Origin of the sequence: Treponema peruense (assembly GCF_016117655.1) — a bacterium.
Classification (GTDB): domain Bacteria; phylum Spirochaetota; class Spirochaetia; order Treponematales; family Treponemataceae; genus Treponema_D; species Treponema_D peruense.
In genome coordinates this window covers 2,523,581-2,548,805 of record NZ_CP064936.1, presented here as the reverse complement: position 1 = coordinate 2,548,805, position 25,225 = coordinate 2,523,581, and the positions used below count along the sequence as shown (strand labels likewise).

37 protein-coding genes are annotated in these 25,225 nt (G+C 43.2%); 23 read left to right on the top strand and 14 right to left on the bottom strand.

The annotated features are described in order from the left end of the window. Positions 1-11: 11 nt before the first annotated feature. The 23 genes from rplX (at position 12) to IWA51_RS11650 (ending at position 14,001) form a co-directional block, all read left to right on the top strand. Positions 12-335 (top strand): 50S ribosomal protein L24, encoded by a 324-nt coding sequence (gene rplX / locus IWA51_RS11760; RefSeq protein ID WP_177528769.1) that lies wholly within the window; start codon positions 12-14, stop codon positions 333-335. After that, positions 335-886, top strand: a complete 552-nt coding sequence (gene rplE, locus IWA51_RS11755) for a 50S ribosomal protein L5 (RefSeq protein WP_177528822.1) — start codon at positions 335-337, stop codon at positions 884-886. Before rplX ends, rplE begins: the two co-directional genes overlap by 1 nt. An 11-nt stretch (positions 887-897) precedes the next feature. Then, entirely contained in the window at positions 898-1,083 is a 186-nt protein-coding gene (locus IWA51_RS11750) for a type Z 30S ribosomal protein S14 (protein WP_177528768.1), read from the top strand. A gap of 15 nt (positions 1,084-1,098) precedes the next feature. Then, positions 1,099-1,500, top strand: a complete 402-nt coding sequence (gene rpsH / locus IWA51_RS11745; protein WP_177528767.1) for a 30S ribosomal protein S8 — start codon at positions 1,099-1,101, stop codon at positions 1,498-1,500. Positions 1,501-1,512: 12 nt separating this feature from the next. Then, entirely contained in the window at positions 1,513-2,055 is a 543-nt protein-coding gene (gene rplF, locus IWA51_RS11740) for a 50S ribosomal protein L6 (RefSeq protein ID WP_177528766.1), read from the top strand. 11 nt (positions 2,056-2,066) lie between these two features. After that, on the top strand, positions 2,067-2,429 hold the full coding sequence (gene rplR / locus IWA51_RS11735; protein ID WP_177528765.1) for a 50S ribosomal protein L18: 363 nt from the start codon (positions 2,067-2,069) through the stop codon (positions 2,427-2,429). 8 nt (positions 2,430-2,437) lie between these two features. Next, positions 2,438-2,950, top strand: a complete 513-nt coding sequence (gene rpsE, locus IWA51_RS11730; protein ID WP_177528764.1) for a 30S ribosomal protein S5 — start codon at positions 2,438-2,440, stop codon at positions 2,948-2,950. Positions 2,951-2,952: 2 nt separating this feature from the next. Continuing rightward, complete coding sequence (rpmD, locus tag IWA51_RS11725) at positions 2,953-3,138, top strand: 50S ribosomal protein L30 (protein WP_177528763.1); 186 nt, start codon at positions 2,953-2,955, stop codon at positions 3,136-3,138. Then, on the top strand, positions 3,138-3,623 hold the full coding sequence (rplO, locus tag IWA51_RS11720) for a 50S ribosomal protein L15 (RefSeq protein WP_177528762.1): 486 nt from the start codon (positions 3,138-3,140) through the stop codon (positions 3,621-3,623). The genes rpmD and rplO overlap by 1 nt, the downstream gene beginning before the upstream one ends. Before the next feature lie 17 nt (positions 3,624-3,640). Continuing rightward, positions 3,641-4,975: a preprotein translocase subunit SecY gene (secY, locus tag IWA51_RS11715; protein WP_177528761.1), complete on the top strand. Its 1,335-nt coding sequence runs from the start codon at positions 3,641-3,643 to the stop codon at positions 4,973-4,975. 172 nt (positions 4,976-5,147) lie between these two features. Beyond that, positions 5,148-5,261, top strand: coding sequence for a 50S ribosomal protein L36 (rpmJ, locus tag IWA51_RS11710; protein WP_074641226.1), 114 nt, complete (start codon positions 5,148-5,150; stop codon positions 5,259-5,261). An 11-nt stretch (positions 5,262-5,272) separates the two neighbouring features. After that, entirely contained in the window at positions 5,273-5,641 is a 369-nt protein-coding gene (gene rpsM, locus IWA51_RS11705) for a 30S ribosomal protein S13 (RefSeq protein ID WP_177528760.1), read from the top strand. A gap of 13 nt (positions 5,642-5,654) precedes the next feature. Then, positions 5,655-6,035: a 30S ribosomal protein S11 gene (gene rpsK, locus IWA51_RS11700; protein WP_177528759.1), complete on the top strand. Its 381-nt coding sequence runs from the start codon at positions 5,655-5,657 to the stop codon at positions 6,033-6,035. A 15-nt stretch (positions 6,036-6,050) separates the two neighbouring features. Further along, a complete protein-coding gene (gene rpsD, locus IWA51_RS11695; protein WP_177528758.1) occupies positions 6,051-6,686 on the top strand; it encodes a 30S ribosomal protein S4 in 636 nt (211 codons plus the stop codon). Between the two features lie 12 nt (positions 6,687-6,698). Further along, positions 6,699-7,745 (top strand): DNA-directed RNA polymerase subunit alpha, encoded by a 1,047-nt coding sequence (locus IWA51_RS11690; RefSeq protein WP_177528757.1) that lies wholly within the window; start codon positions 6,699-6,701, stop codon positions 7,743-7,745. Beyond that, positions 7,742-8,188: a 50S ribosomal protein L17 gene (gene rplQ, locus IWA51_RS11685; RefSeq protein WP_177528756.1), complete on the top strand. Its 447-nt coding sequence runs from the start codon at positions 7,742-7,744 to the stop codon at positions 8,186-8,188. Before IWA51_RS11690 ends, rplQ begins: the two co-directional genes overlap by 4 nt. A 3-nt stretch (positions 8,189-8,191) precedes the next feature. Next, positions 8,192-8,425: a hypothetical protein gene (locus tag IWA51_RS11680; RefSeq protein WP_198442550.1), complete on the top strand. Its 234-nt coding sequence runs from the start codon at positions 8,192-8,194 to the stop codon at positions 8,423-8,425. Positions 8,426-8,574: 149 nt separating this feature from the next. Continuing rightward, positions 8,575-9,732 carry an ABC transporter substrate-binding protein gene (locus IWA51_RS11675; protein WP_198442549.1) on the top strand — a complete coding sequence of 386 codons (1,158 nt, stop codon included), beginning with the start codon at positions 8,575-8,577 and terminating at the stop codon, positions 9,730-9,732. 146 nt (positions 9,733-9,878) lie between these two features. Next, positions 9,879-10,790 (top strand): branched-chain amino acid ABC transporter permease, encoded by a 912-nt coding sequence (locus IWA51_RS11670; RefSeq protein ID WP_177528753.1) that lies wholly within the window; start codon positions 9,879-9,881, stop codon positions 10,788-10,790. Positions 10,791-10,802: 12 nt separating this feature from the next. After that, positions 10,803-11,825, top strand: coding sequence for a branched-chain amino acid ABC transporter permease (locus tag IWA51_RS11665; protein ID WP_198442548.1), 1,023 nt, complete (start codon positions 10,803-10,805; stop codon positions 11,823-11,825). Next, a complete protein-coding gene (locus IWA51_RS11660) occupies positions 11,825-12,646 on the top strand; it encodes an ABC transporter ATP-binding protein (RefSeq protein ID WP_198442547.1) in 822 nt (273 codons plus the stop codon). The genes IWA51_RS11665 and IWA51_RS11660 overlap by 1 nt, the downstream gene beginning before the upstream one ends. A gap of 2 nt (positions 12,647-12,648) precedes the next feature. Next, the gene (locus tag IWA51_RS11655) at positions 12,649-13,353 is read left to right on the top strand and encodes an ABC transporter ATP-binding protein (protein ID WP_198443703.1); all 705 of its coding nucleotides are present in this window, start codon (positions 12,649-12,651) and stop codon (positions 13,351-13,353) included. Positions 13,354-13,356: 3 nt separating this feature from the next. Continuing rightward, the gene (locus IWA51_RS11650) at positions 13,357-14,001 is read left to right on the top strand and encodes a CBS and ACT domain-containing protein (RefSeq protein ID WP_177528750.1); all 645 of its coding nucleotides are present in this window, start codon (positions 13,357-13,359) and stop codon (positions 13,999-14,001) included. A gap of 78 nt (positions 14,002-14,079) precedes the next feature. Here the strand turns inward: IWA51_RS11650 and lptB are convergent, their stop codons facing one another. From lptB to IWA51_RS11580, 14 genes are all read right to left on the bottom strand, one after another. Continuing rightward, a complete protein-coding gene (gene lptB / locus IWA51_RS11645) occupies positions 14,080-14,811 on the bottom strand; it encodes an LPS export ABC transporter ATP-binding protein (protein ID WP_198442546.1) in 732 nt (243 codons plus the stop codon). Continuing rightward, on the bottom strand, positions 14,804-15,592 hold the full coding sequence (locus IWA51_RS11640; protein WP_198442545.1) for an LptA/OstA family protein: 789 nt from the start codon (positions 15,590-15,592) through the stop codon (positions 14,804-14,806). Before IWA51_RS11640 ends, lptB begins: the two co-directional genes overlap by 8 nt. Next, on the bottom strand, positions 15,589-16,179 hold the full coding sequence (gene lptC, locus IWA51_RS11635) for an LPS export ABC transporter periplasmic protein LptC (RefSeq protein ID WP_268969384.1): 591 nt from the start codon (positions 16,177-16,179) through the stop codon (positions 15,589-15,591). Before lptC ends, IWA51_RS11640 begins: the two co-directional genes overlap by 4 nt. Before the next feature lie 42 nt (positions 16,180-16,221). Next, complete coding sequence (locus IWA51_RS11630; protein ID WP_198442543.1) at positions 16,222-17,823, bottom strand: CTP synthase; 1,602 nt, start codon at positions 17,821-17,823, stop codon at positions 16,222-16,224. Between the two features lie 64 nt (positions 17,824-17,887). Beyond that, on the bottom strand, positions 17,888-18,322 hold the full coding sequence (locus IWA51_RS11625; protein ID WP_198442542.1) for a SoxR reducing system RseC family protein: 435 nt from the start codon (positions 18,320-18,322) through the stop codon (positions 17,888-17,890). Next, on the bottom strand, positions 18,319-18,849 hold the full coding sequence (locus IWA51_RS11620; RefSeq protein WP_177528744.1) for a tetratricopeptide repeat protein: 531 nt from the start codon (positions 18,847-18,849) through the stop codon (positions 18,319-18,321). The genes IWA51_RS11625 and IWA51_RS11620 overlap by 4 nt, the downstream gene beginning before the upstream one ends. Beyond that, on the bottom strand, positions 18,825-19,937 hold the full coding sequence (locus IWA51_RS11615; protein ID WP_198442541.1) for a polyprenyl synthetase family protein: 1,113 nt from the start codon (positions 19,935-19,937) through the stop codon (positions 18,825-18,827). Before IWA51_RS11615 ends, IWA51_RS11620 begins: the two co-directional genes overlap by 25 nt. A gap of 51 nt (positions 19,938-19,988) precedes the next feature. Next, entirely contained in the window at positions 19,989-21,182 is a 1,194-nt protein-coding gene (locus tag IWA51_RS11610) for a protein-glutamate methylesterase/protein-glutamine glutaminase (RefSeq protein ID WP_198442540.1), read from the bottom strand. A gap of 15 nt (positions 21,183-21,197) precedes the next feature. Next, complete coding sequence (locus IWA51_RS11605; RefSeq protein ID WP_198442539.1) at positions 21,198-22,016, bottom strand: CheR family methyltransferase; 819 nt, start codon at positions 22,014-22,016, stop codon at positions 21,198-21,200. A gap of 158 nt (positions 22,017-22,174) precedes the next feature. Further along, the gene (locus IWA51_RS11600; RefSeq protein WP_198442538.1) at positions 22,175-23,167 is read right to left on the bottom strand and encodes a peptidoglycan DD-metalloendopeptidase family protein; all 993 of its coding nucleotides are present in this window, start codon (positions 23,165-23,167) and stop codon (positions 22,175-22,177) included. Next, on the bottom strand, positions 23,164-23,766 hold the full coding sequence (locus IWA51_RS11595) for an SAM-dependent methyltransferase (protein WP_198442537.1): 603 nt from the start codon (positions 23,764-23,766) through the stop codon (positions 23,164-23,166). The genes IWA51_RS11600 and IWA51_RS11595 overlap by 4 nt, the downstream gene beginning before the upstream one ends. A gap of 60 nt (positions 23,767-23,826) precedes the next feature. Next, positions 23,827-24,288, bottom strand: coding sequence for an anti-sigma factor (locus tag IWA51_RS11590; RefSeq protein ID WP_198442536.1), 462 nt, complete (start codon positions 24,286-24,288; stop codon positions 23,827-23,829). Between the two features lie 21 nt (positions 24,289-24,309). Continuing rightward, positions 24,310-24,873, bottom strand: coding sequence for an RNA polymerase sigma factor (locus IWA51_RS11585; protein ID WP_177528737.1), 564 nt, complete (start codon positions 24,871-24,873; stop codon positions 24,310-24,312). After that, positions 24,857-25,216 (bottom strand): hypothetical protein, encoded by a 360-nt coding sequence (locus tag IWA51_RS11580; RefSeq protein ID WP_198442535.1) that lies wholly within the window; start codon positions 25,214-25,216, stop codon positions 24,857-24,859. The genes IWA51_RS11585 and IWA51_RS11580 overlap by 17 nt, the downstream gene beginning before the upstream one ends. Between the last annotated feature and the right edge of the window lie 9 nt (positions 25,217-25,225).

Sequence of the window (25,225 nt, the reverse complement as noted above, 5' to 3'; positions counted from 1 at the left end):
GCCTGGAGATTATGCAGCATAAGTATAAGATCCATAAGGATGACAATGTAGAAATCATTGCTGGAAAGGACAAAGGTAAGCGCGGAACGATAGTTCGTGTTTTTGAAAAGCACAATAAAGCATGTGTTATCGTTGGCGGATGCAACTTGGTCAAGAAGGCGATGAAGAGAAGATCACAGCAGGATGCCGGTGGAATCGTTGAGATTGAGGCTCCTCTTGATATATCGAACGTAGCGCTCGTATGTAAAAAATGCGGACGCCCTGTTAGAGCAGGATATAAACTTGATGGCGACAAGAAAACTCGTGTTTGCCGCAAGTGTGGAGAAGCACTGTAATGGAAAATTACGTACCACGGCTTAAGAAAGTCTATAAGGAAAAAATCGCTCCGGAGCTCTTTAAGGAGCTTGGATACACATCCACTATGCAGATTCCGGCAATCAAAAAGGTTGTCGTAAGCATGGGTGTCGGCGAAGCTCTCACGAATAAGAAACTTCTTGATGCTGCAGTTACAGATCTCACTCAGATTACCGGCCAGAAAGCTGTTAAAACAAGAGCTAAGAAAAGTATTGCAAACTTCAAACTTCGTGAAGGCAATGAGGTTGGAGCAATGGTGACACTTCGTGGAAATATCATGTATGAATTCCTCGATCGTCTCATCAATGTTGCACTTCCTCGTGTTAAGGATTTCCGCGGAATCAAGGCAACAGGCTTTGATGGACACGGAAATTTCTCTCTTGGTATAACAGAACAGATTATCTTCCCGGAAATCGACTTCGACAAGATTGTTAAGATTGCAGGTATGAATATCAGCATCGTTACCAGTGCCCGCACTGACAGTGATGCCCGCGCTCTGTTGACTAAGTTTGGAATGCCGTTTAGGAAATAAGGAATAAGTTCATGGCTAAGAAATCAATGATTATCAAGGCGAACCGCACTCCTAAGTACAGCACACGTAAGTACAACAGGTGTCATATTTGTGGTCGTCCTCATGGATATTTGCGGAAGTTTAAGATTTGTCGTATCTGTTTCCGCAAATTAGCTAGTGAAGGCCTTTTACCAGGCGTCACAAAATCATCTTGGTAGTGACAGGAGAATAAAATGGCAGCTTCAGACCCAATAGCAGATATGCTCGCAAAAGTCCAGAATGCGGCGAAAGTCGGTCACGAGAAGGTAGATGTTCCTACCTCTAAGATGAAACTGGAAATTGTAAAGATACTTAAGACTGAAGGTTTTATTAAAAACTTCAAGAAAGTTCAGGACGACAACGGACACAGCATTATTCGTATTTTCCTTAAGTACGATGATGCAAACAAGTCAGTTATCCATGGTATGAAGAAAATTTCTACACCTGGTCGTCGTGTTTATTCAGGTTACAAGGAATTACCGCGCGTTTACAACGGATACGGTACATTAATTGTTTCAACTTCAATCGGTGTTACAACTGGCAAAAAGGCCTCTGAAAAGTTGGTCGGCGGCGAGTTGATCTGCAACGTATGGTAATAGGAGGAAGATATGGCATCTAAGATTGGTAAGCTTCCTGTAACTATTCCTGCAGGTGTAACCGTTACTGTAGCTCCTAACCTTGTGACTGTAAAAGGTCCTAAGGGCGAGCTTAAGCAGGATGTAAACGGATTGGTTAATGTTGAAGTTAAGGGAACAGAAGTTATCGTAACTCCGGCTGACGGTTCTAAAGCTGCCAGCGCTGCACACGGACTTTACCGCAACCTTATTCACAATATGGTTACTGGTGTTTCAGCCGGTTTCTCTAAGACTCTTGTTATCACTGGTGTTGGTTACCGTGCTGAAATCCAGGGCAAGACAATCGTTATGAACTTAGGATATTCATCTGATTTCGTAGCAATGATTCCAGAGGGACTTACAGTAACTGTAGATCAGAATGGAAAACTCACAATCTCTGGTATTGACAAACAGAAGGTTGGCGAGTTCAGTGCACAGATTCGTAAATTACGTAAGCCTGAACCTTATAAGGGAAAGGGAATACGTTACGAAACCGAAGTTATCAGACGCAAAGTCGGTAAGACTGGTGTAAAATAAGGTGAATTGATATGTTCAAGAAACTTAGTGATAAAAACAGAAAGCGCCTGCACAGAAAGATTCACATTCGTAAGTCAATTTACGGTACTGCGGAACGTCCCCGCTTGACAGTGTTCAAGAGTGGTCGCAATCTTTATGCACAGGTAATCAACGATGATGAGGGCAGAACTCTTGCTGCCATCTCAACTCTGGAAAAGGATTTTATTGCACTTAAAGCCAATGTTGAAAGTGCAAAAAAACTTGGAGAAGCTTTGGGTGCACGCCTTAAGGAAAAGAACATCAATACAGTTGTGTTCGACCGTAACGGTTATCTTTATCATGGTGTTGTTAAGGCCCTTGCTGACGCTACCCGCAGTGCCGGGATTGTATTCTAGGAGTGGCTATGGAACACCAGAAGAATTTTGATAGAAAGCCTGCTGATGAATTCGTAGAGAAACTTGTAAAGTTGAACCGTACTGCTAAAACTGTAAAAGGTGGACGCAGAATGTCTTTCTCTGCTCTGACAGTTGTTGGAGACAAAAAAGGACGCATCGGATTCGGATTCGGAAAGGCAAATGATGTTACCGAAGCTATAAGGAAGAGCCTTGATAAGGCTAAGTCAAACCTTATGGTACTTCCCATGAAGAATGGTACTATTCCTCATGAGATGGTAGGAAAGTTTAAGAGCTCTTCAGTATTGCTCAAGCCTGCTTGTCCTGGTACAGGAATCATTGCAGGTGGTGCAGTTCGTGCGGTTATGGATGCGGCCGGAGTAACTGATGTTATTTCCAAGTCTTTGGGTTCAAGTACATCTGTAAATGTTGTTCGCGCAACATTTGATGCTGTAACAAACCTTATGGACGCTCGTGCTGTCGCTCAGAATCGCGGTAAGACACTCAAGGATATGTGGGGCTGATTATGGCAAAGAAGATTCGTGTTACACTCGTTAGAAGTGTTATTGGACAGAAGCCCGAAAAAAAGGCAACTGTTCGCAGTCTTGGTCTTAAAAAGATTGGTTCCACTGTTGAGCATGAAGCAACCGAGGCTATTCTTGGTATGGTAGCAGCTGTCTCACACTTGGTAAAAGTAGAGGAGATTGACTAATGGCAGATTTTATTCTTACAGCTCCTCAGGGTGCTAATAAAAAGAAGCGTATTGTTGGTCGTGGATCTTCTTCTGGCCGCGGAACAACTGCAGGAAGAGGAAACAAGGGACAGCAGTCACGCTCTGGCGGAAAGACATATGTTGGATTTGAAGGCGGTCAGATGCCTCTTTATCGTCGCATCGCACGCCGTGGCTTCTCTAACTATCCTTTCAAAAAGGAATATGTTTGCTTCAATGTAGTTGAACTTGAAGAGAAGTTTGCTGACGGAGAAACCGTTAACCGCGAGTCACTTAGAGCTAAGGGTCTCGTTGGAAAAGTTATCGATGGAGTTAAAATTCTTGGTAACGGAGACCTTAAGAAAAAGCTTAATGTAGAAGTAGAAAAAGTTTCTGCTTCTGCCAAGGCAAAAATTGAGGCTGCCGGTGGAACCGTAAAAGTTTTGGTTCCGGCTGCTGAGACAAAGACTTCCGAAGAAGCAAAATAAAAGTTTGGAGTGACTAAATGGCAAACAATCCTATTGTAAATATGTTCAAAGTAAAGGAACTGCGTAACCGTATTTTCTTTACATTGCTCATTCTAGCTGTTTTCCGTCTGGGAAGTGTTCTTACTATACCAGGCATAAATGCCACATTGCTTTTGCAGTACTTTAACAGTTTTGCAAGCGGTGCGGAAAGTGCGTTTGCCAGTTACATGGACTTTTTTGCGGGCGGTGCGTTTGAAAGATTCTCTGTGTTTATGTTGGGTGTAATGCCTTATATTTCAACACAGATTATTCTGCAGCTCGCCCTCGTTATTTTCCCGTCACTCAAAAGAATTGCTCAGGAAGAGGGCGGTCAGCAGAGAGTTCAGGCTTGGACAAGAATAGGTACAATTTTTGTATGTCTTCTTCAGTCTGTAGCTTTGACTGTGTATGCTGACTCCATCAACCAGGCAGTTCCTGGCGCGATTATATTTGATAACAAAGTCTATTTTAATGTGCTTGCTATTCTTACAGTTACCACAGGTTCTATGATTACTGTATGGATGGGCGATCAGATTACTGCGCATGGTATCGGAAACGGCATTTCTATGCTTATTTTCGCCGGTATTGTCGCTCGACTTCCGAGTGCCGTATACGAATTGGGCAAGAGCGTAAGTAACGGAGATATAAATATTGTCTTAGTTATTGTAGCATTTGTTCTTTTCCTGGTTATTATTGGTCTTGTTGTTTTTGAACAGTCAGGACAGCGCAAGATTGCAGTTCACTATGCAAAGCGTGTAGTCGGACGCAAGATGTATGGTGGTCAGAGTTCGTATATTCCGTTTAAGATTAATCCGTCGGGCGTTATTCCTATCATCTTTGCTTCTGCTTTCTTAACGTTCCCGCTTCAGATTGCCAACAGTCTTTCATCAAAGGCAACTTGGCTTATGAAGGTTTCTGCGGTTTTGAATCCACTCGGATTTTGGTATAATTTCATTGAAGTATTGTTGATAATATTTTTTGCTTACTTCTACACTCAGGTAACACTGAACCCCACTGAAATCGCAAAGAATATCCGTGAAAACGGCGGTTCCATTCCCGGAATCCGTACCGACCATACTGAGGAATATCTTCAGAAGGTTTTGAACCGTCTGATTCTTCCTGGTTCATTGTATCTTGCAGTCATCGCGCTGCTTCCTACTGTGATTCAGATCATCTTTAAGTTTCCGCCGTCAATTTCTATGTTGATGGGAGGTACTTCACTGTTGATTCTGGTAGGTGTTGACATTGATACCATGGCACAGGTAGAGGCTCTTCTTAAGATGCATCACCATGATGGTTTGACTAAGAAGGGGTTAAAGTCACGTAATCTCTAAAAAAAACGGAGAATTCGCGATTTAGGACTAGATTAAGTTTGGAAAAATATGATATACTATCACACCACTACATAAGTGGAAGTGGGACGTCGGATTGTAGTCCATGGCGAAAATAATTTCGCTTCGGATTGCCATGATTCGACGTAGTATACATTTTTCCAGGGGGACTTTTATGAAAGTACGAACCAGTGTAAAGCCCATTTGCGACAAGTGTAAGGTTATTAAGAGAAACGGAATCATCCGCATTATCTGTTCTAACCCCAAACATAAGCAGAGACAGGGTTGAGGAGTTAACTGATGGCTCGAATTGCGGGAGTTGACCTCCCTAATAAGCATGTCAATATTGCATTGACATATATTTACGGTATTGGCCGTTCTGCAGCCAGCAAGATCTGCGAAATTACTAAGATTGATCCTCATGTTCTTATTAATGATCTTTCTGAGGATGATCTTTCTAAACTCCGCAAGGCAATTGATGACAATTACAAGACTGAAGGACGCCTTCGCTCTGAAATTGGTTTGAATATCAAACGTCTTATGGATATTGGTAGCTATCGTGGATTGCGTCATCGCAAGGGATTGCCTGTTCGCGGTCAGCGCACTCGCACTAATTCTCGTACACGCAAGGGTAAGAAGAAGACTGTTGCGAACAAGAAGAAGGCTTAAGCGGAGGTAGATGATGGCAACCGTAAAGAAGAGAAAGGAAAAGAAAAGTGTATATGAAGGAAATGTCTATATCCAGGCAACCTTCAACAATACAATTGTAACTATCACGGATCTTAGAGGAAACGCAATTAGTTGGGCTTCTTCTGGTGGTCTGGGATTCCGCGGAGCTAAGAAATCTACTCCGTTTGCAGCACAGTCAGTTGCTGAAACTGCTGTTCAGCGTGCGGCAAGTTATGGATTACGCGAGGTTCATGTCTTTGTAAAGGGACCCGGAATCGGACGTGAGAATGCTATTCGTGTTTTGGGAACATTGGGACTTAAGGTAAAGTCAATTTCTGACGTAACACCTATTCCTCACAATGGATGTCGCCCACGCAAAACACGCCGCATGTAAGGAGAATAGTCTACTATGGCAAGATATACAGGTCCTGTTTGCAGACTCTGCAGAACGGAACAGACAAAATTGTGCCTTAAGGGTGAGCGCTGCAAGAGCGACAAGTGCCCGATTAACAAGAAGCGTGCAGCTCCTGGAAAAGATCCTAAGGGACGCACAGGAAAACGCAGTGAGTACGGTCTTCAGCTTCGTGAAAAGCAGAAGATTAAGAGAATGTACGGTGTTCAGGAAAAGCAGTTCCACCTTACTTTCGAGCATGCTCTTCGTATGCCTGGAGTAACCGGTGAAAACCTTATCCGTCTTCTCGAAAGCCGTCTTGACAATATCGTTTACAGAATGCACATCGGTTCATGCCGCAACCAGGCACGTCAGATAGTTCTGCACCGCCATGTTATGGTAAACGGTCGCATTGTAAACATTCCAAGTTTCCAGGTTAAACCGGGAGATGTTATTGAGGTTAAAGAAAGAAGCAAGAAACTTGCAGTTATTCAGGACAGCCTCAAGGAAGTTTCAAAGTCAGGAACGGCTCCTTGGATTACTCTTGACGAAGATGCCGTAAAGGGAACTTTCGTTCAGTATCCTCGCCGCGAAGAGGTCACGGACCTTGCTGATGTGAAAGAGCAGCTCGTGGTTGAGCTCTATTCTAAATAATAAGGAGTTCAGATGGCTCGCAAAAATCTGCTTAAAGGTTTTAAAAAACCGAAGGGCATTACATTTGAGCATCTCGAAACAAATCCCAATTACGGAAAGTTTACTGCTTATCCATTTGAACCGGGATTCGGTACGACTGTGGGCAACACGCTCCGCCGCGTACTTTTATCTTCAATTCAGGGATATGCAATTTCTTCTGTCAGGATTACTTCGTATGATGCAGACGGTGTTCCTCATGTTATTTCCAGTGAATTTGAGACAATCCCGAATATCTCAGAAGACACATTGGAAGTCTTGAATAGCTTAAAACAGATTCGTTTGCGCCTGCCGCGGGATATCGAACAGGATACTATCCTTTATGAATTTAAGGGACCAGGCACTATTTCCAGTGACGATTTTGAGAAACCGGGTCAGCTTGAAGTGATGACAAAGGGACTCGAAGTCTTTACCATGATGGATGGTGCCTCTCTTGAGATTGAGATTCAGGTTGACTTGGGCAGAGGCTATGTTCCTGCCGAAGTGAATGAGCATTACATCGAAGTTGTTGGAACAATTCCGATGGATTGCATTTTTACGCCTGTACCAAAGGTTAAATATTCTATTGAACCATGCCGCGTAGGTCAGCGTAACGACTATGATAAACTTATTCTTGAGATTTGGACCGACGGCTCTATAAAACCGGAAGATGCACTTGCTGAAGCAGCAAAGATTGCTAAAGATTATTTTGCAATTTTCGTTAACTTTAACGAGAGTGAATATTCCGGAGGAGACGAGCTTGATGAAGGTGATGAAATGGTACGCCAGCTTCTTAACACTTCGGTTGAAGAGTTGGAGCTTTCTGTACGCAGTTCAAACTGTCTCAAGAATGCGAACATTCACACAATCGGTGAATTGACAAAAAAGACTGAAGAGGACATAACAAAGACCCGTAACTTCGGAAAGAAGAGTCTTGAGGAAATTAAGGCAAAACTTGAAGAACATGGTCTTACCCTTGGAATGACCGATTACAGCCACCTTAAAGATGTTAACTTACGTAAACATAAGGACGAGAACGAATGAATCATAAGAATGGATTTAATCCGCTTTCACGTACAACAGCCCATCGCCGTGCAATGTCACGCAACATGGTAACTTCGCTCTTTAGATATGAGCGCATTACCACGACAAAGTCAAAGGCTCTTGAAGTACGCAAGGCAGCCGAAAAACTTATAACTCGCGCAAAGACTGACAGCGTTCACAACAGAAGAATTGCTGCAAAGTTTATTGCTGATGAAAGAATCTTGAACAAATTGTTCACAGAACTTGGACCTCGCATGAAGGATCGCAATGGTGGATATACCCGTGTTCTTAAGATGGGTTTCCGTCAGGGTGACGCTGCGGATGTAGTAATTCTGGAACTGGTAGATTACAAGTTGCCGGAACCTGAAGAAAAAGATGCCAAGGCAGAAAAAAAAGCTGCCAAGAAAGCTTCAGCTGAAAAGGCTGTAGCTGCAAAGGAGTAAGCTATGTCTAAAGCACATCGTGGAACAGGAATCCGTAAGGAAGTGAACCATGGCCGTGGAGTTTGTCCGGTTTGCGGAAAGGCTCAGGTCAAAACTTTGTATGATCAGGAAGTTGATGGAAAGAAAGTAAAGATTTGCAAGGTTTGCAAAGCAACTTTCAAGAACAAGGCACAGAAGGATGCTCGCGCTGCAAAAAAAGCTGCTCCTGCTCCTGAAGCTGAATCAACAGAAGCATAATTAATCAATTTAGTTAGGTTTCGTAGCCGCCCTTATACTACAGGGGCGGCTGTATTTTTTTAAATTTCCCCATTTTTTATTCGTTATTTATTTACTAAACCTATGTAATTCGGTATATTTATTCATAACATTTGTTTTTTGGAGGACATATGAAAAAAGGTATTAAAAATGTTCTTTTAGGAACTGCAGTTGTTTCTGCAATGATGATGGCAGCATCATGTTCCGGAAAAAAGAATGATACAATCAAGATTGGTGGTATTGCTCCTCTTTCCGGTGGGGTAGCTGTTTACGGTGTTGAGTGCAAAAATGGTATTGATCTGGCTGTAGAAGAAATCAATGCTGCCGGCGGAATTAACGGACAGAAAATTGAATTTATTTGCGAAGATGATGAAGGTGATTCTGCCAAGTCTGTAAACGCATACAAGAAACTTGTTACAAAGGATCGCGTTAAGGTAATTATCGGTTCTCTTACTTCTGGCTGTACAATGGCTATTACAAATTTGGCTCAGGCACAGAAAGTTGTTCAGATTGCACCTGCTGCTACTGCCGTTGCTATTACTGATGCCGGTAACTATGTTTTCCGCGCCTGCTATACAGATCCTTTCCAGGGAAAAATTGGTGGAAAATTTGCATACGAAAACCTCGGTACAAAAAAAGCCGCCATTCTTTACGATATTGGAAATGATTATTCAGTAGGTCTTACTGATAATTTTACTGCAGAATATACTTCTATGGGTGGTTCGATTGTTTCAAAAGAATCTTACAGCACTGGAGACAAAGATTTTAATGCCCAGCTTACAAAGATTAAGGCTGCAAATCCTGAAGTAATTTATCTTCCTGATTATTACGGAACAGTTGCTCTTATTGCAAAACAGCTTCGTGCACAGGGAATCAATGTTCCTATCGTTGGAGCTGACGGTTGGGACGGACTTACTGACAATGCCGGTGATGAAGTTCTTAACGGATATTATTCAAACCACTATTCTGAAGACAGCAGCAGTGCAGCGGTTCAGACTTTTGTAAAGGCATTCAAGGCTAAGTACAACAAGGCTCCCAACTCATTCGCAGTTTTGGGATATGACTGTGTTTATATGCTCCGCGATGCAATAAAGGCTTCAGGTTCAACTGATGATTCTGCAAAGATTCGCGATGCACTTGAGGCAACAAACGGCGATTACGTAACAGGACACATTGTTTTTGATGCAAACCGCAACCCGATTAAGTCTGCTGTTATGATTAAGCTTGTTAAGGCTGATGACGGAAAACTCGCTACAGCTTACGAAGCTACAGTTGATATTTCCAAATAAGATTTAATCCGCTTTTTATAGTCAGTAAATCTGCACAAAGGGGTGCATGCCTTAACTGGTGTGCGCCCCTTTTTATTTTTTGCGTATTATAGTAAAATAGATAATCTTATAATTTTGTATAAGAATGGATCTTTTTGGAGGATACGTTGGATACTTTTTTAAAACAACTCGTAAACGGTCTTTCTCTGGGTAGTATCTACGCATTGATTGCTCTCGGTTATACAATGGTTTACGGTATTGTAAAACTGATTAACTTTGCGCACGGTGACGTCATGATGGTCGGCGCCTATACCGGATATTTTGTTTTGCGCGCCATGGGAACTACTCCCGTAGGAATGATATGCGCTTTTATTGCAGCAATGATTGTGTGTTCTTTGTTGAGTCTTCTTATTGAACGCTGTGCATACCGTCCGCTCAGAAACGCGCCCAGACTTAACTCTCTTATTACTGCAATTGCGGTGGAACTTATTCTTCAGAATACAATGCGCGTTCTGCCGTTTGTAGGACCTGATCCGCGCCAGTTTCCGACGATGCCTACAAAGATTTTTACTCTTTCAACAGCAAATTACCCTAACGGAATAGTTTCGGTTTCCAATATTCAGCTTATAGTTATTATTTCTTCTGCCATTCTGATGGTTATTCTGAATTACATAATCAACTATACAAAGACGGGACGTTCTATGCGTGCTGTAAGTTACGATATGGGAGCCGCAAGTCTTATGGGTGTAAGTGTCAATAAGACAATTGCAATTACATTTGTTATTGGTTCTGTTCTTGCAGGTGCCGGCGGTGTTCTTTATGCGACTGCCTACCCGCAGATTGATCCTGTTATGGGATATATTCCAGGACTTAAGGCTTTCGTTGCAGCAGTTCTTGGCGGAATTGGTTCTGTTCCGGGTGCAATGGTTGGTGGCGTTATTCTTGGAATTTCCGAGACTATGACAAAGGCTTATATTTCTTCCCAATATGCGGATGCTATTTCATATTGTATTCTCATTGTGATTCTTCTTGTAAAGCCGGCTGGACTGCTTGGCAAAAAACAGGTTGTCAAGGTTTGACGGGAGCAGATTATGAAAGATAATTTTAGACGGAATACAATAATTCTTCTTGTGATTTCTCTGGCGGTTGTTCTTATTCCGGCCGCATTGATGGAGTTCCCGCTTGGTGCTCCGGCAGTTGATGCCTATACGGCGCAGATAATTATTCTTGGCGGAATAAACGCAATTATGGCAATAAGCGTAAATGTTATCTGCGGAATTACCGGACAGCTTTCACTTGGTCAGGCCGGATTTCAGGCTTTGGGAGCTTATTCTGTAATTCTTCTGACGAGCGAATGCGGTATTCCCCTTCCTGTAAGTATTATTCTTGGCGGGCTGATTGCTGCATTTTTTGGTTTCCTGATTGGATTTCCTACGCTTAAACTCGAGGGCGATTACCTTGCAATTGTTACGCTTGCCTTTGGTGAAATTATACGCGTTGTGCTTGTTAACCTAAAGGGAATTACCGGCGGACCGAACGGAAAGCAGTTCAGCACGGTGTTTACTACTTCGTTGGACCACGGTGCAGCTATTTCTTACCTTTCAGTAATTGGTTCTCTTGTTTTGATAATTGTTCTGCTTCAGAATTTTTTGCGTTCAACATACGGAAGAGCTATTCTTGCGGTTCGTGAAGATCCTGTTGCGGCAAACAGTAACGGAATAGGTGTGTTCCGCTACAAGATGATTGGTTTTGTAATTGCTTCTTTTATTGCCGGAATTGGCGGTGCGCTTTATGCTCCGTTCATTGGCTTTGTTAAACCAGATCTTGCTTCGTTCAACAATTCAATCAATGATTTGATTTTTGTTGTTCTTGGCGGAATGGGAAGTATTACTGGCGGTATTCTTGCGGCATTTGTTCTTACGATTCTTCAGGAAGTGCTCAGATTCCTGCGTGATTACAGACTTTTGATTTATCCTGTAATTCTTATTCTGGTCATGCTGTTCAGACCGCAGGGACTTCTTGGCGTAAAAGAATTGAGTTTCGTTAAGTTTTATGACGGAATTCCAGGATTTTTCCGCAAAGTTATGGCAAAAATCAGAAAGGGGGCAAAATAATGGCAGAAAAAGACAAGGAACTTTTGCTCCAGGCCAAGGATATTTCGATTGTTTTTGGCGGATTGAGAGCTGTAAGTGATTTTTCGCTTGATTTGTATAAAGGCGAACTTATTGGTCTTATTGGTCCGAACGGTGCGGGAAAGACAACTGTTTTTAATATGCTTTCAGGAATTTACAAGCCGACTGAAGGTACTGTCACTTTTGTTGACAGAAACGGAAAACTTGATGTAATTAACGGAAGGTCTCCGGCCCAGCTTAACAGACTTGGAATTGCCAGAACTTTTCAGAATATTCGTCTGTTTGGTTCGCTGTCGGTTGCTGACAATATTAAGATTGCACTTCATCAGAACCGCAAGGCCAACCCGGTTGATGTTCTTGTAAGAACGGGAAAATTCAGAAAAGACGAAAAACTTATGCAGGAAAAGACAGAACATCTGCTTTCTTTGTTCCATATGGAAAATAAAATTTCTGAATATGCAAAAAACCTTCCTTACGGAGAACAGCGTAAACTGGAAATATGTCGTGCACTCGCGAGCGCTCCGGAACTTTTGCTTTTGGATGAGCCTGCCGCCGGAATGAACGGTCAGGAAACAGAAGAACTTATGGAAATGATTTCATTTATCAGAAAGGAATTTAAACTTACCGTTCTTCTTATTGAACATGACATGAAGCTTGTTATGGGAATCTGCGAGCGGCTTATGGTATTGAATTACGGTAAAATTATTGCAAGCGGACTTCCGGCTGAGATTCAGAGTAATTCGGCGGTAATTAAAGCTTATCTGGGTTCTGAATACGAAGCAATTGCTGGAGGTGCACAATGAGTATGCTTGAAGTTAGGGATCTTTGTGTTTCTTACGGAGCAATTAAGGCACTTAAGGGAATCTCTTTTGATGTAGATAAGGGTGAAGTTATAAGTCTGATTGGTTCAAACGGTGCCGGTAAGACTACGACACTTCATTCTGTAAGCAATCTTATTCACAAGGTTAGCGGAACAATTAAATTTGAAGGCGAGGACATTACCAATCTTTCTCCTGACAAAATTGTACGTCGCGGACTTATTCAGGTTCCGGAAGGAAGACGTGTTTTTGCCAATATGAGTGTCCGTGAAAACCTGGAAATGGGCGCTTATACACGAAATGACAAGGACGGAATCCGTTCGGATATGGAATGGTGTTTTGAACTGTTCCCGCGTCTTAAGGAAAGAATCAACCAGCTTTCTGGAACTCTAAGCGGCGGTGAGCAGCAGATGCTTGCAATGGCACGTGCTCTTATGTCGCGTCCGGTTCTTTTGCTTATGGATGAGCCAAGTATGGGGCTTGCTCCGATTCTTGTTGACGAAATATTCAATATAATTAAAAAAATCAGCTCTTCGGGAACAACTATTCTGCTTGTTGAACAGAATGCATATAAAGCCTTGTCAATTGCGAACAGGGCTTATATACTTGAAACAGGGCTGTTCACAAAGAATGGTCCTGCCAGCGAATTGATTAATGATAATGCCGTAAAGTCTGCTTATCTTGGAGGTTGAAACATGTTAGTAAAAGACATAATGGTAAAAAATCCAATAACTATAGCTCCCGAAGCTTCTGTTCTTGAAGCAAAGGATCTTATGACAAAGAACGGAATAAACAAGTTGCCTGTTCTTGATAAAAATGGTGCACTTGTAGGAATTATTACGCGCAATGATTTGATGAAGTCTTCGCCGAGTGATGCCACAACTCTTGATATGTTTGAACTTGGTTATCTTTTGAGTAAGCTTACTGTAGAAAAGACAATGAGTCGCAGTGTAAAAACCGTATGCGAGTCTGACACCGTGGAAGAAGCTGCAAGACTTATGAGCGATTATTCTGTCGGCTGTCTGCCGGTTTTGCGCGGAAATATTCTGGTTGGTATTGTTACCGAGTCTGATGTTTTTGCTTCGTTTATACGTATGTTCAATACAAGGGCGTCTGGAGTAAGGGCTACCGTTATTATGACGGAAGAACCCGGACAGCTTGCAAAATTTACAGCGGCTATTGCAGAGAAGGGCGGAAACATTGTGTCAATTGTTTCGTCTGATGTTGATTCTACAAATCACAGAATGGTTACCGTAAAGGCTGCTTCTATAGGAATTGATGATTTTAAGAAAATTATCACTGACTGCGGTGCTGCGGTCGACGATATAAGAAATGTGTAAGTTAAAAAAAGGGCTGTATTACAAGAGTGATACAGCCCCCCTTTTTTATAGAACCAACTTAGAACTCGACGGCAATCTCTACATTGTAAAATCTTTTCCGAGGTAGATTTCACGGGCTTTAGGAGACTCCAGAATTTCTTCTTTGCTTCCCTGAATTACAATCTGTCCTGTGGAAATGATTATTGCGCGGTCTGTTATTTCAAGAGTATCGCGTACGTTATGGTCGGTAATGAGAATTCCTATTCCACGGCGTGAAAGAAGGCGTATTATTTCTTTAATGTCTGCTACGGCAATAGGGTCAATTCCTGCAAACGGTTCATCCAGAAGAAGAAATTTAGGTTCTATGGCAAGTGAGCGCGCAATTTCTGTACGGCGTCGTTCTCCTCCAGAAAGAGTATATGCCTGCTGCTTTCTAATGCGGCCGATTGCAAACTCTTCTATTAATTCCTCAAGTCTCTGTCTTTTTTCTGATTTTGTCAGGTCTTTACGGGTTTCGAGGATTGACCAGATGTTTTCTTCTACGGTAAGCTTTCTGAAAACTGAAGGTTCCTGCGGCAGGTATGAAATTCCGAGCTGGGCGCGCTTGTACATTGGCAGTCCCGTAATGCGCTGGTCGTTAAGGAATACGTCACCGTTTGTTGGCTTATAGAAACCGACAATCATGTAGAAAGTCGTTGTTTTTCCAGAACCGTTTGGGCCAAGAAGTCCCAGTACTTCTCCTGTATGCATTGAAAAATCTATTCCGTTTACAACCTGCTTTCTTCCGAAGGCTTTGTATAGTGAGGAGACGCTGAGTATACTTTCATTCATTTGTTTCTCCTGAAGTTTGGGAACCGGTGTCTTGAAGTTTCTGTTCCGCCTGCTGCCCACTGTCCTTATCTTTTTCTATATCTGTTTTGCTGTCTGTATCATTTTCTGTATTCTGTTCCCCGCTGCTTTCTTTGGTATTATTCTGTTTTTCTGTGTTTTCGGCTTCGGTTGTGACTGTTCCTTTAACTCTTCCGGAAAGTTCAATTTCCTGGGTATTCATATTAAGGGTAATTGTCTGTGCCCTAAATGTGTCTTTTCCCTGAATGACCTGCGGGTTGCCGTCCATCTCAAGAAGCTGGTCCTTTTTTCTGTAGATTGCATAGGCGGCCGTACAGTTGTTGTCTTTTTGTTTGAGCGAAACGCTTATCTGCATGACGGCAATTTCTGTATCCTGGTTGTATTCAATTCTCTGGGCCTGGGCGGTTACTTCGTTTGCCTTGTCATCGAGGTTGACGTCTTTTTCAAGCACTGCAATTTTTGTTTCCCTGTCGTATGTCATTTTTTCACAGGTAAAGATCATGTCGCTTGATGTATCTGTTCCTTTTACAGAGCCTTCTGCTGTTATGTACCTGAAGTCCTGCCCGCTGAGTTTTATATTGTCTGCATTTATCTGCATGGTTTCGGTGATGACGGCGGCGTTTCCCGAAAGAGTAGTGGAGCTGTTTTTGCTTCCTGCTGTTCCGGTCATTGAGTCTGCGCTGAATGAAATTTTTTCTGCGTAAGATAATGCTGCAGTAAGGAAAAATGCCGCTATGAAAAAATATTTTGCCGTTCTGTTCATTCTTCTGCCGCCTGAATCTGTTCTGAAGAAGGTTCGTCTTTTGTTGTCATTGTTCCGTTTACAGAGGAACTGAACCTGTAGTTTCTGTTTACACCGCTTGCCGAAAAGCCTTTGCCCGAAAGTTCAACATCGTCTTTTGTTATATAAACGGTTTCGTCGGCGCCGGCTGTGAGTTGTTCGGTTTTTCCGTTCCAACGCAAATTTTCTGCACGGATTTTAAAATTCTGCGGAGTGTTTTTTATGAGAATGTCGTTGAACAGCGTGTATATTTCTTCATTTGAGTTTATGCCAAGAAGATAGCACTTTCCTTCGGTGTCAATGGTTCCGTCTTTGTCCCATGTAGAAAAAACGGCATTTCTGGCATAAGAAGCAGAATCTTTTTTGTACTGTTCAAGAAGGCCGGCACTCAGATATATTGATTTTTTTGAATTTTCATAACGGCTGTACCTTGCGTTGCGGAATACGAATTCGGGCACGGAGTCTGTCGTGTCTGTAACTTCATCGTACTTTAACGAGCAGGAAACCGGCGCAGTTAAAAGCAATACGGGCATAATAAAGAAAATTATTGTGCTGTTTTTTTTGTGCATGCGTCGGTTTTTGTCTCTCAAGTCAGTGCGTCCTTACTTAACTTACTTGCGGTATTGGATGGCTGCCTTTATGAAGGAATTGAAAAGAGGATGCGGTTTTGCAGGGCGACTTACAAATTCAGGATGATACTGAACGCCTATTCCCCATGGATGATCCTTCCATTCAAAAGCTTCTGTCTGTTTGTCAGAAACAGCGCAGGCCGAAGTAATGAGACCGTGTTCTGTCATTGCGGCGGCGTAACGTCTGTCAAAAGTATACTTTGATCTGTGGCGCTCTACAATGTTGCTTGAGTTGTATATTGAATAAAGCTTTGTTCCGTCTTCGATATGTACTTCAGAGGCTCCCAGCTTCATTACACCGTCGTTTGGTCCGGGCTGCTCTTCGGGGAGGCTTATTACAGGATGTGTTGAATTCTGAATGAATTCTGTCGTATCTGCATCCTCCCAGCCGCAAAGTGAGCGCGCTGTATCGATTGCCATGAGCTGCATTCCCAAATCTATTCCAAGAAACGGAATTTTGTGTTCGCGTGCATAGCGTACTGTGGCAAGAAGACCCAAGAATCCGCGCTGGCCGTAATTTCCGGGAACTACAATTCCGTCTACGTCAGCAAAGACCTGGTCAATATCCTGTGTTTTTTCGAGAGTTTCTGCGTCTATTTTTTTTACTGTGAGTTCAGCATTGTTTCCTGTGACTGCCGCATGGAAAAGAGACTCGTGTACTGACTTGTAACAGTTGTCCAGATAGTCTTTTTTGCCGACCATTCCGATGCGAATCTTTTTTGCAGGGTTTGAAAGTTTTTCAAGGAAGTCTGTCCACTGCCTTATGTCTGTTGTTCTGTTACCCAAACCAAGCTTGCTGAGTATCATGGCGTCAAGACCCTGTTTGTGGAAAATAACCGGAAGTTCGTAAATTGATTTCTGGAAATCTGGAGAAACAAAAACTGCGCCTGGTGTTACGTTACAGAAGCGTGCAATTTTTTGCTTCATTGAATCTTCTACTTCACTTTCGCAGCGGCAGATAAGAACATCGGGCTGTATACCCACCTGCTGCAGCTGTTTTACAGAATTCTGCGTGGGCTTTGACTTGAGTTCTCCGCCTGTAATTACAGGAATGAGTGTGAGGTGAACGCTTATGGCATTGTTTTTGCCGAGTTCACGTACAAGCTGGCGTGCAGCTTCGAGATAAGGTACTGTTTCTATGTCGCCGACTGTTCCGCCTATTTCTACAACAACTACATCGGCACCCGAAGTTGTTCCCATGTGGCGTATGCAGCGCTTTATTTCATCTGTTATGTGCGGAATTACCTGAACCGTGCGGCCGTTGTATCTTCCAGCGCGTTCATTCTGGATTACATTTTCATAGACTTTGCCTATCGAAATGCATGCTTCGTCTGTTAAATTTACACTTGTAAAACGGCTGAAGTTTCCGAGATCAAGGTCTGTTTCGGCTCCGTCTTCTGTGACATAAACTTCACCGTGCTGGTATGGACTTATGTTTCCGGCGTCAACATTAATGTAGGGATCGCACTTCATCATTGCGATTTTAAGCCCGCTGCATTCAAGAAGGCTTCCTATTGTGCTGGAAGCAACGCCTTTTCCTAAACTTGAACAAACTCCGCTCGTAACAAGAACATACTTACTCATATCTTTGTATTTTCACATTATAAGTGATTTTGGTCAATAGGAATTGCACTTCAAAAATTCAGTGTTATTCTTCGATGTCGGTAATCTGCGGCTGTCCCGGAAGAGGAATTTTTCTTGAAACGGTAAATATAATTGCGGCCGAAAGAAACAGGAACAGAAGTACAAAAAAAGCCCTTGAGTCATCGCTTGCTGGTTTTCCAAGAAGTGACATGAGTTTTGGTGCAAGAAAATATCCTGTTACGGCACATGCAAATGGAATAAGCAGTGAAAGTAGTCCCTGAACGGCTTGCGCTTTTTTGGACGATTCTATTTTTACGATGGTGCCTTTTTTAAGCTGCAGTTTGAGCGGGTTTTGTACGCGGAATGTAACTGCTTTTCCCGAACAGCCGCCGCAGTCTGCACAGCCCGTGTGTTCTGCCGTTGAACAGCTGCCCTTTGGAAGTGCCATTACCTGTGCAGAATTTTCATCTGCCGAAATTACTATTGCTCTGTTTGTCACTGTTCGTCTCCAGGTTTTAAATTTTTGAGCCTTTCCGCACATTCTTCGTATCCTGCTTTGTTTCCGAGTTCTTCGTATGTATCGCGCAGGTTAAACATGGCATCGTAATAATACGGATTCAGTGTGATTGCGTGTTCAAAGGCTTCACTTGCGCTTATGTAGTCGGACTCGTTGAAGTAAACGACACCAACTGTGTTCCATATTCTTGGGTTGTCGGGATTGTGAAGGAGTCCTGCCGCACCGTATGCTTTTGCATCGTCATAGCAGTGCATTGTGTAGCAGAGATTTGCCAACGTTTCTATAACTTCATCATCGTAAGGGTTCATTCTGTACGCACATTCCATGGCTTTTCTTGCGGCTGCAAGTTCTCCTGCGTCGCGGTATGTTACTGCCAGGTTAAACCAAAGAAGATAATTCTGGTTTTCCATTGTAATGGCGCGTTTAAGGCAGGCAATTGCTTCGGGGAACTGCCCCTTGGCGGCAAGTCTTATTGCCTGATTATTCAGTTTTTCGCTGCTTTCAAGCATTTTTTTGCCTCTCCAAGCTGAATTTGCGGAATCATTGACATAAACAGCTGTCTTATTTTTGCCGATTCTTCGTTATTGCTTCCGAAAAGGGCGTCAAATTTTTCGCAGGCATCCTGAATGAGTTTTATGCCGCGGTCCCTTGCCTGAAGAATTGTTCCGGAGTCTGTAAGAACAGATATTGCTTCTTCTACTGCAGGGCTTTCGATTCCGCCGGAACGGGCCTGTTTAAAAAGTGTGTGAAGTTTTTTCATCTGCTGCGGGCACTGTTCTGCGAGCAGAAGTACCGGAAGAGATTTTTTGCCTTCTACAATATCATCGCCGCGCTTTTTTCCGGGATTGCCTGTAGTAAGATTTATAACGTCATCTATAATCTGGAATCCGGCGCCTATTTGTGCTGCTGCGAGCGAGGCTTTGTCTGCGTCCTGCGGTCTTGTTCCGACGCACAGAGTTCCTGTTCTTGCGGCAAGTGATGCCAGTGTTCCGGTTTTGTTTTTTACCATGGCTATATATTCTTGTGCTGAAGGCTCTGCGGTGTTGTCGCGGTGCCACGCAATGTCCATGGCCTGACCAAGATGAAGCCGCCTCAGTTCCATTGCGTATGCAGAATAAAGTGTGTTTTTGAGTTCTGCGGAACAGTCAAGTCTGTCTATACAGACCGGAGCCTCGAAGTAAAGCCATGAGCCTGCGTTTATTGCAGTGTCTGTCCCGTAGGTAATGTAGGCGGCGGGCTTTCCGCGACGGGTATCAGAGCTGTCTTCTATATCGTCGTGTATAAGGCTTGCCGTGTGTACGAATTCTACAAGAGGTGTTAATGAGTATGCTCTTTTTTCTGCTGTTTCTTTGTCAAAGCCGTTCGCGTCTGCTGCTGCCTGTGCACAGAGTACCATAAGAAGCGGTCTCCAACGTTTTCCACCCAGTGATACGAGTTCCCTTGCAGGAGCAGCCAGTGGTTCTATGTGTGAGTCCTTTACGGCTGCACTCTGTATTCCGAAAGAGGCCAGCTTCCATTCTTCTGTGAAATCGGCCGGAATGTATGTAAGTATCGTTTGTTCAATTTTTTCAAGATAAGACGTAAAATCAATGTTCATTCTTCTGATTATATATGCTTTTCTCAAAAAATTCAATTTTGAAGACAGCTGTTAAACGCCGGCCTGCTCTTTTATTACGGCGCTCATTTCTGCCGCCATGTTTTCCAAAGATACCTGTTTTTGAACTGCACCCAGTTCCCAGGCTGCACGCGGCATTCCGTATACAATGGAAGACTTTTCGTCCTGTCCCAGAGTGCGCGCTCCCTGTTTTCTCATTTCTGCAAGCTGTGCTGCTCCGTCGCGGCCCATTCCCGTCATAATTACGCCGAGCGCGCGGTTTTTGTAGAGTTTTGCCACTGACTCGAACAGAACATCGGCAGAAGGTCTGTGTCCGTTGCGCAGGTCCTCTTTGGAAAGACGTATTACGTTGCAGAGTGTAGATTTTTGTACCACGATATGAAAGTCGCCCGGAGCAATGTAGATTTGTCCCGGGTGAATAAGATCACCGTCTTCTGCTTCTTTTACCTTAAGCGGGCATATTTTATCAAGACTTGCGGCAAACTCTTTTGTAAAGCCCGCCGGCATATGCTGGACGACAAGAATAGGCTTTGAAAACTTGGGGTCAATCTTTGCAAAAACTTCGCGCAGTGCATTCGGACCGCCGGTAGAGATTCCTAAAGCAACAACATCTATGGGGCCGCTTTGCCGCAACGGTGTAATTACGGCCGGCTCTTTGTGCGGTGGTGTCCACAGTGTGGCGGGAAGAGGTTCGGGTTTTGTTTCAGAAGGCTTTATTTTTGAAATGATTCCTTCCTTAACGGCTGCCGCTTCTGCTTCTTTGAGTTTTGCCTGATGTACAAAAACTTCGGGTGAGGCAATATTCTTTCCGTGAGCGCGGGCATATTTTCCGCCGTAGGATGCAATTTTTTCTATTATAGAGCTTCCTACAGAAGTTATGTTTACCGAAACTGAACCGCCCGGTTTTGTAATAAAGTCGCTGGCTCCAAGTTCAAGGCACTGCATGGTTACGGCCGCGCCCTTTGTTGCAATGGAAGACAGTATAATTACAGGAATATCTATTCCGAGTTTTTTGCGTTCTTCAAGAAACTGAACGCCTGTCATTTCGGGCATTTCTATGTCCAGAAGAATAAGATCGGGTTTTAGGAGAGGAATTTTCTGCAGGCAGAATTTTCCGTTCATGGCTGTTCCGGCAGTGTGCATACCTTCAGCAGAATCTACAATGCGTGAAATCATGTTGCGCATAAGGCTTGAGTCATCGCAGACAAGAACTTCTATGTTATCCATTTTTTTTACTCCGGTTTATTTTTCATTTTTTTGATAAAGGCAGGCCCACGGCGTCTTGAGGAATTCAAATTTTGTGTCCATTCCGAACAGACTTTCTGAATGTCCTATAAAAAGATACGAGTGCTTTGCCATTGATGTCCAGAACCTGTCAATTGTTGCTTTTTGTGCCGCTTCATCAAAGTAGATAAGTACGTTTCTGCAGAAAACTACGTCAAAGTTGCGGGCGCCCATGTCAAAGCGCAGGTTGTGGTAGTCAAATTTGATTGTTTTCATAAGGTCGGGTTTTGCCTGGTAACCGCTTTCTGTCTTTGTAAAGTAAGCGGCCAGATAGTTCTGCGGAATTCCCGTAATTCTTGATTCAGGATAAAAACCCTGCTGTCCTACCATAAGTGACTTGAGTGAAATGTCGGATGCTGTTATTTCGAATGTGTACGGAGCCGGCAGTTTGTCTTTGAGAAGCATTGCTATTGTATACGGTTCTTCTCCTGTAGAGCAGCCTGCGCTCCAAATGCGTATTTTTCTGTCACCGGTCGTTTTTTTTAGTTCAATTACATGCGGGATTACATAATTTATAAGCGCGTCAAAATGCGGCTGGTTTCTGAAAAAGCGCGTAAGGTTTGTTGTTATGCTGTCAAGAAAGGTTTTGAATTCGTTCTGATCAGATGTTATGAGTTTGTAATATTCCTGAACATCGGTCATTCCCTTAAGGCGCAAGCGTTCTTTCATTCTGCTGTCCAAAATTGAACGGTTTGTTTCTGAAAAGGTTATTCCGCTTGAGTCATAAATTATTTTGCGGAATTCATTAAACTGAAAGTCTGTGAGTAAGTCTGCCATATTCGTAAACTGCCTTTTTTGTACAGTGATTGAACCCGGTCAGGATTCCTGAACATTCTTGATTATATATCTATAGAAGTAAATTGTAAACTGCAGTATATGCACACAGTTGTCTGGCTGAACAGCGGAATGTGCATGCAGAATAATGCCGGATACTCTTATTTCCACAGATTTGCGGGGTTTACAGTGCGACCGTTTTTGTAAACTGTAAAGTGCAGGTGCGGGCCGGTACTCATTCCTGTACTTCCTACACGGCCTATTCTTGTGGCGGTGCTTACGTGCTGTCCTTTTGTGACAAGAATCTGGCTCATGTGGGCGTACAGTGTTTTGTAGCCTGAATGATGCCTTATGATTACGTAATTTCCGTATACGTCGCTCCAGCCGGTTGTAGAAACGGTTCCGTCAAGGGCTGCATAAATTGAAGTTCCCCTTGCGCATGCCATGTCTATTCCCGAGTGGAATGTTCTGCGTGTGGAATCAAACGGACTTGAACGCCAGCCGTACATTGAAGAGAAATAATATCTTGAATGAAGCGGCTTTTTGAAAAGGTCTCCGTTTATTTCCTGACGCGTTACCCAGTCAAGTTCTGCGTCGGGAACAAAAAGCGTTCTTCCGGCAGAAAGTGATGCGTTGAGTTCCAGTCCGTTAAGTGATGCACAGCGCTCCGGGTTTACTTTGTATTTTGCAGCTATTGTAGAGGGAGTTTCACCGTCGTTGCGTACAGTGTAGAGAATTCCCGGTTCTGACGGAATTTTAAGATACTGTCCTATCTGAATAAGGCGCGACGAATGAATGTTGTTTACGCTGATTATTGTGTCCTGCGTAACGCCGAACTCATCTGCGATAAAGCCGATCATGTCACCTTTTTTTACGCGGTAAGATGTATACGAAAGGAGACCCGCGTTTTTATGTCCGGGAACAGGTGCTTCTGTGTCTTCAAGAAGTTCCTGTGCAAGTTCTGGGGTAAGGTCTGCCGGAAGTTCTTCTACAGGACCCGGAGTTTCAAGACCGCCCTGGCCCTTGAACGTATTGAAATGTAGCGCAGAAAGAATGCCCGCAGTTGTGACGGCCGCAATTCCCAAAACTGCAGCGGTACATGTGAGTATGAATTTTCCGTATGCCTTAAGAACGACTTTTCTGCTGTAATTCATTTTTTGTTAAGTCCTATAAGGTAAGTCTCGAAGGATTCTGTGCGGCAGGCTTCGGGTTTAAAGCCTTTTGCAGAAGTGAATGTTTCACGCATTTTAATGAGCTGCTTCTGCTGGTCGCCGTTCTGGAAAATCTTTACGCAGAAGTTTCCGCCTTTTTTGAGCATAGCCTGGGCATACCAGATTGCCATGTCTACCAGTGCCTTTGAGCGGGCTGTATCTATTGTTCTGTTTCCTGTAGTCAGTGGGGCTGCGTCGCATACAACAAGGTCGTACGGGCCGTTTGCCGTTATCTGCGTGCGTATTTCTTCGCTCAGAAGGTCACCCTGAAAGAACACAAGGTTATCTCCTTTTACGGACTTTGCAAGCGGATTCAAATCAACTGACACAACCTTTCCGCTCTGGCCAAGATTGCGCAAAAGCCACGTGGTCCAGCTTCCCGGAGCGGAACCAAGGTCGAGAACTGTATATCCTTTTTTAAGCATTCCGAATTTTTTGTCGATTTCTTCTAGTTTGTATACGCTTCTGGCAGGATAACCTTCACGAAACGCTTTCTGTGACCAAAAATCGGGCTTGCTGTAACTGTTTTGTTTAGACGGCATGTGTTATATATCGGAAGAATTCTGTCAAAAACACACCTCAATTATACAAAATTCCTTGCGTTAAGCACGGCCGGCGTGTTTTTTGGTGCTTATCTTTTTTACAAAAAAGTCTAGGTTTGTTCCTACAAAAAGCGCGCAGTAAGCAGAAATTCCCGCTGCAAAGAACATGTAAGCGTAGAAAATAATCAGTTTGTTTGAAGAAGACTGCGCTATAAAGCCGAATGCAACGATGCAGACAAGAAGCAGAATTCCGGTAATAATCCACTGCGGAAGCTTAACGCGGTTGTTTTTGGGTTCAGCCTGGGGAATAATCTGTTCAAGGACTTTTGCTATTGTGTCTGACTCAAGCGGAACCGGTATATCCAGTGCCTGCGTGGTGATTTTTCGGGCACGTGACATTGCTTTTATCTGTCGGCGGCATTCCGGACAAAAAAGAAGATGTGCTGTAAGTTTAAGCGGAACACGTTCACCTTTATCCAGTGAAAGATAACTGTCCATGTAGAATTCGCATTTCTTGTTCATAATTGTCTCCTATAAAACATCTTATTTTAAGCCGCTGAGCTTTTTACAAAGAATTTTTTTTGCACGGAATATATGTGATTTTATTGTATTTATGGGGAATCCCGTAATGCGCGCAATTTCTTCGTGACTCAAGTCGTAAAAAAAGTACATATCCAGGCAGATTCCATAGCGTTCAGGAAGGTTTTGCACTGCTTCGCGGATAGAATCTATTGTTGCGCTCCTGATATGTTCGTCTTCGGGAGTGAGCGAGGGTGATTTTATAAAATCTTCGTCGGTAAGTGTTTCGTATTCTTTAACGCGGTTTTTTGCGTTTATTGCAGTTGTGTATGCAATGCGTGTAAGCCAGGTAGAAAAACGGCTTTCCCCACGGAATGAGGCAAGGTTTGTAAAAGCCTTTATAAAAACTTCCTGAACAAAATCTTCTGTATCTGTAAGATTGTGGAAAAAACTCATGCCAACAGCATGTACCCTGTTCTGGTACAGCGACATGAGTTGTGCAAAAGCTTCCGGTTTGCCAGCGACCGCTTCCTTTACAAGAATTCTGTCACGTTTGAGAGCGGCTTTTTCGTCAGTCTCTTTGCTCATCTGTTTCTTGCTTAAACTTGGGATTTGCTTTGTAGAAGATTATGAGCATAAGTCCCAGTACAAGCGGAATAAGTCCTCCGAGAAGACTCCAGGACAAAGGCTCAAGAATCAGGAACATTACAGTGAGAACCGTTCCGACTCCAATGAGGCATAATCCGGTAAGAAGTGAAAAAACTTTAAGGTTAAAATGGGCCGGTTTGTATGTTCCGCGCTGGATGGATGCTTTGTTTTCTGAATGTTTCCAAAGCAGTGCAAAAAATATAAGTGTTGCGGCAAATGCTATTCCGACTATGGGAATAATTGAGATAATAATTTGTGCTGCCGGTGTAAAAGAAGAGTCCACTTTGTTCCT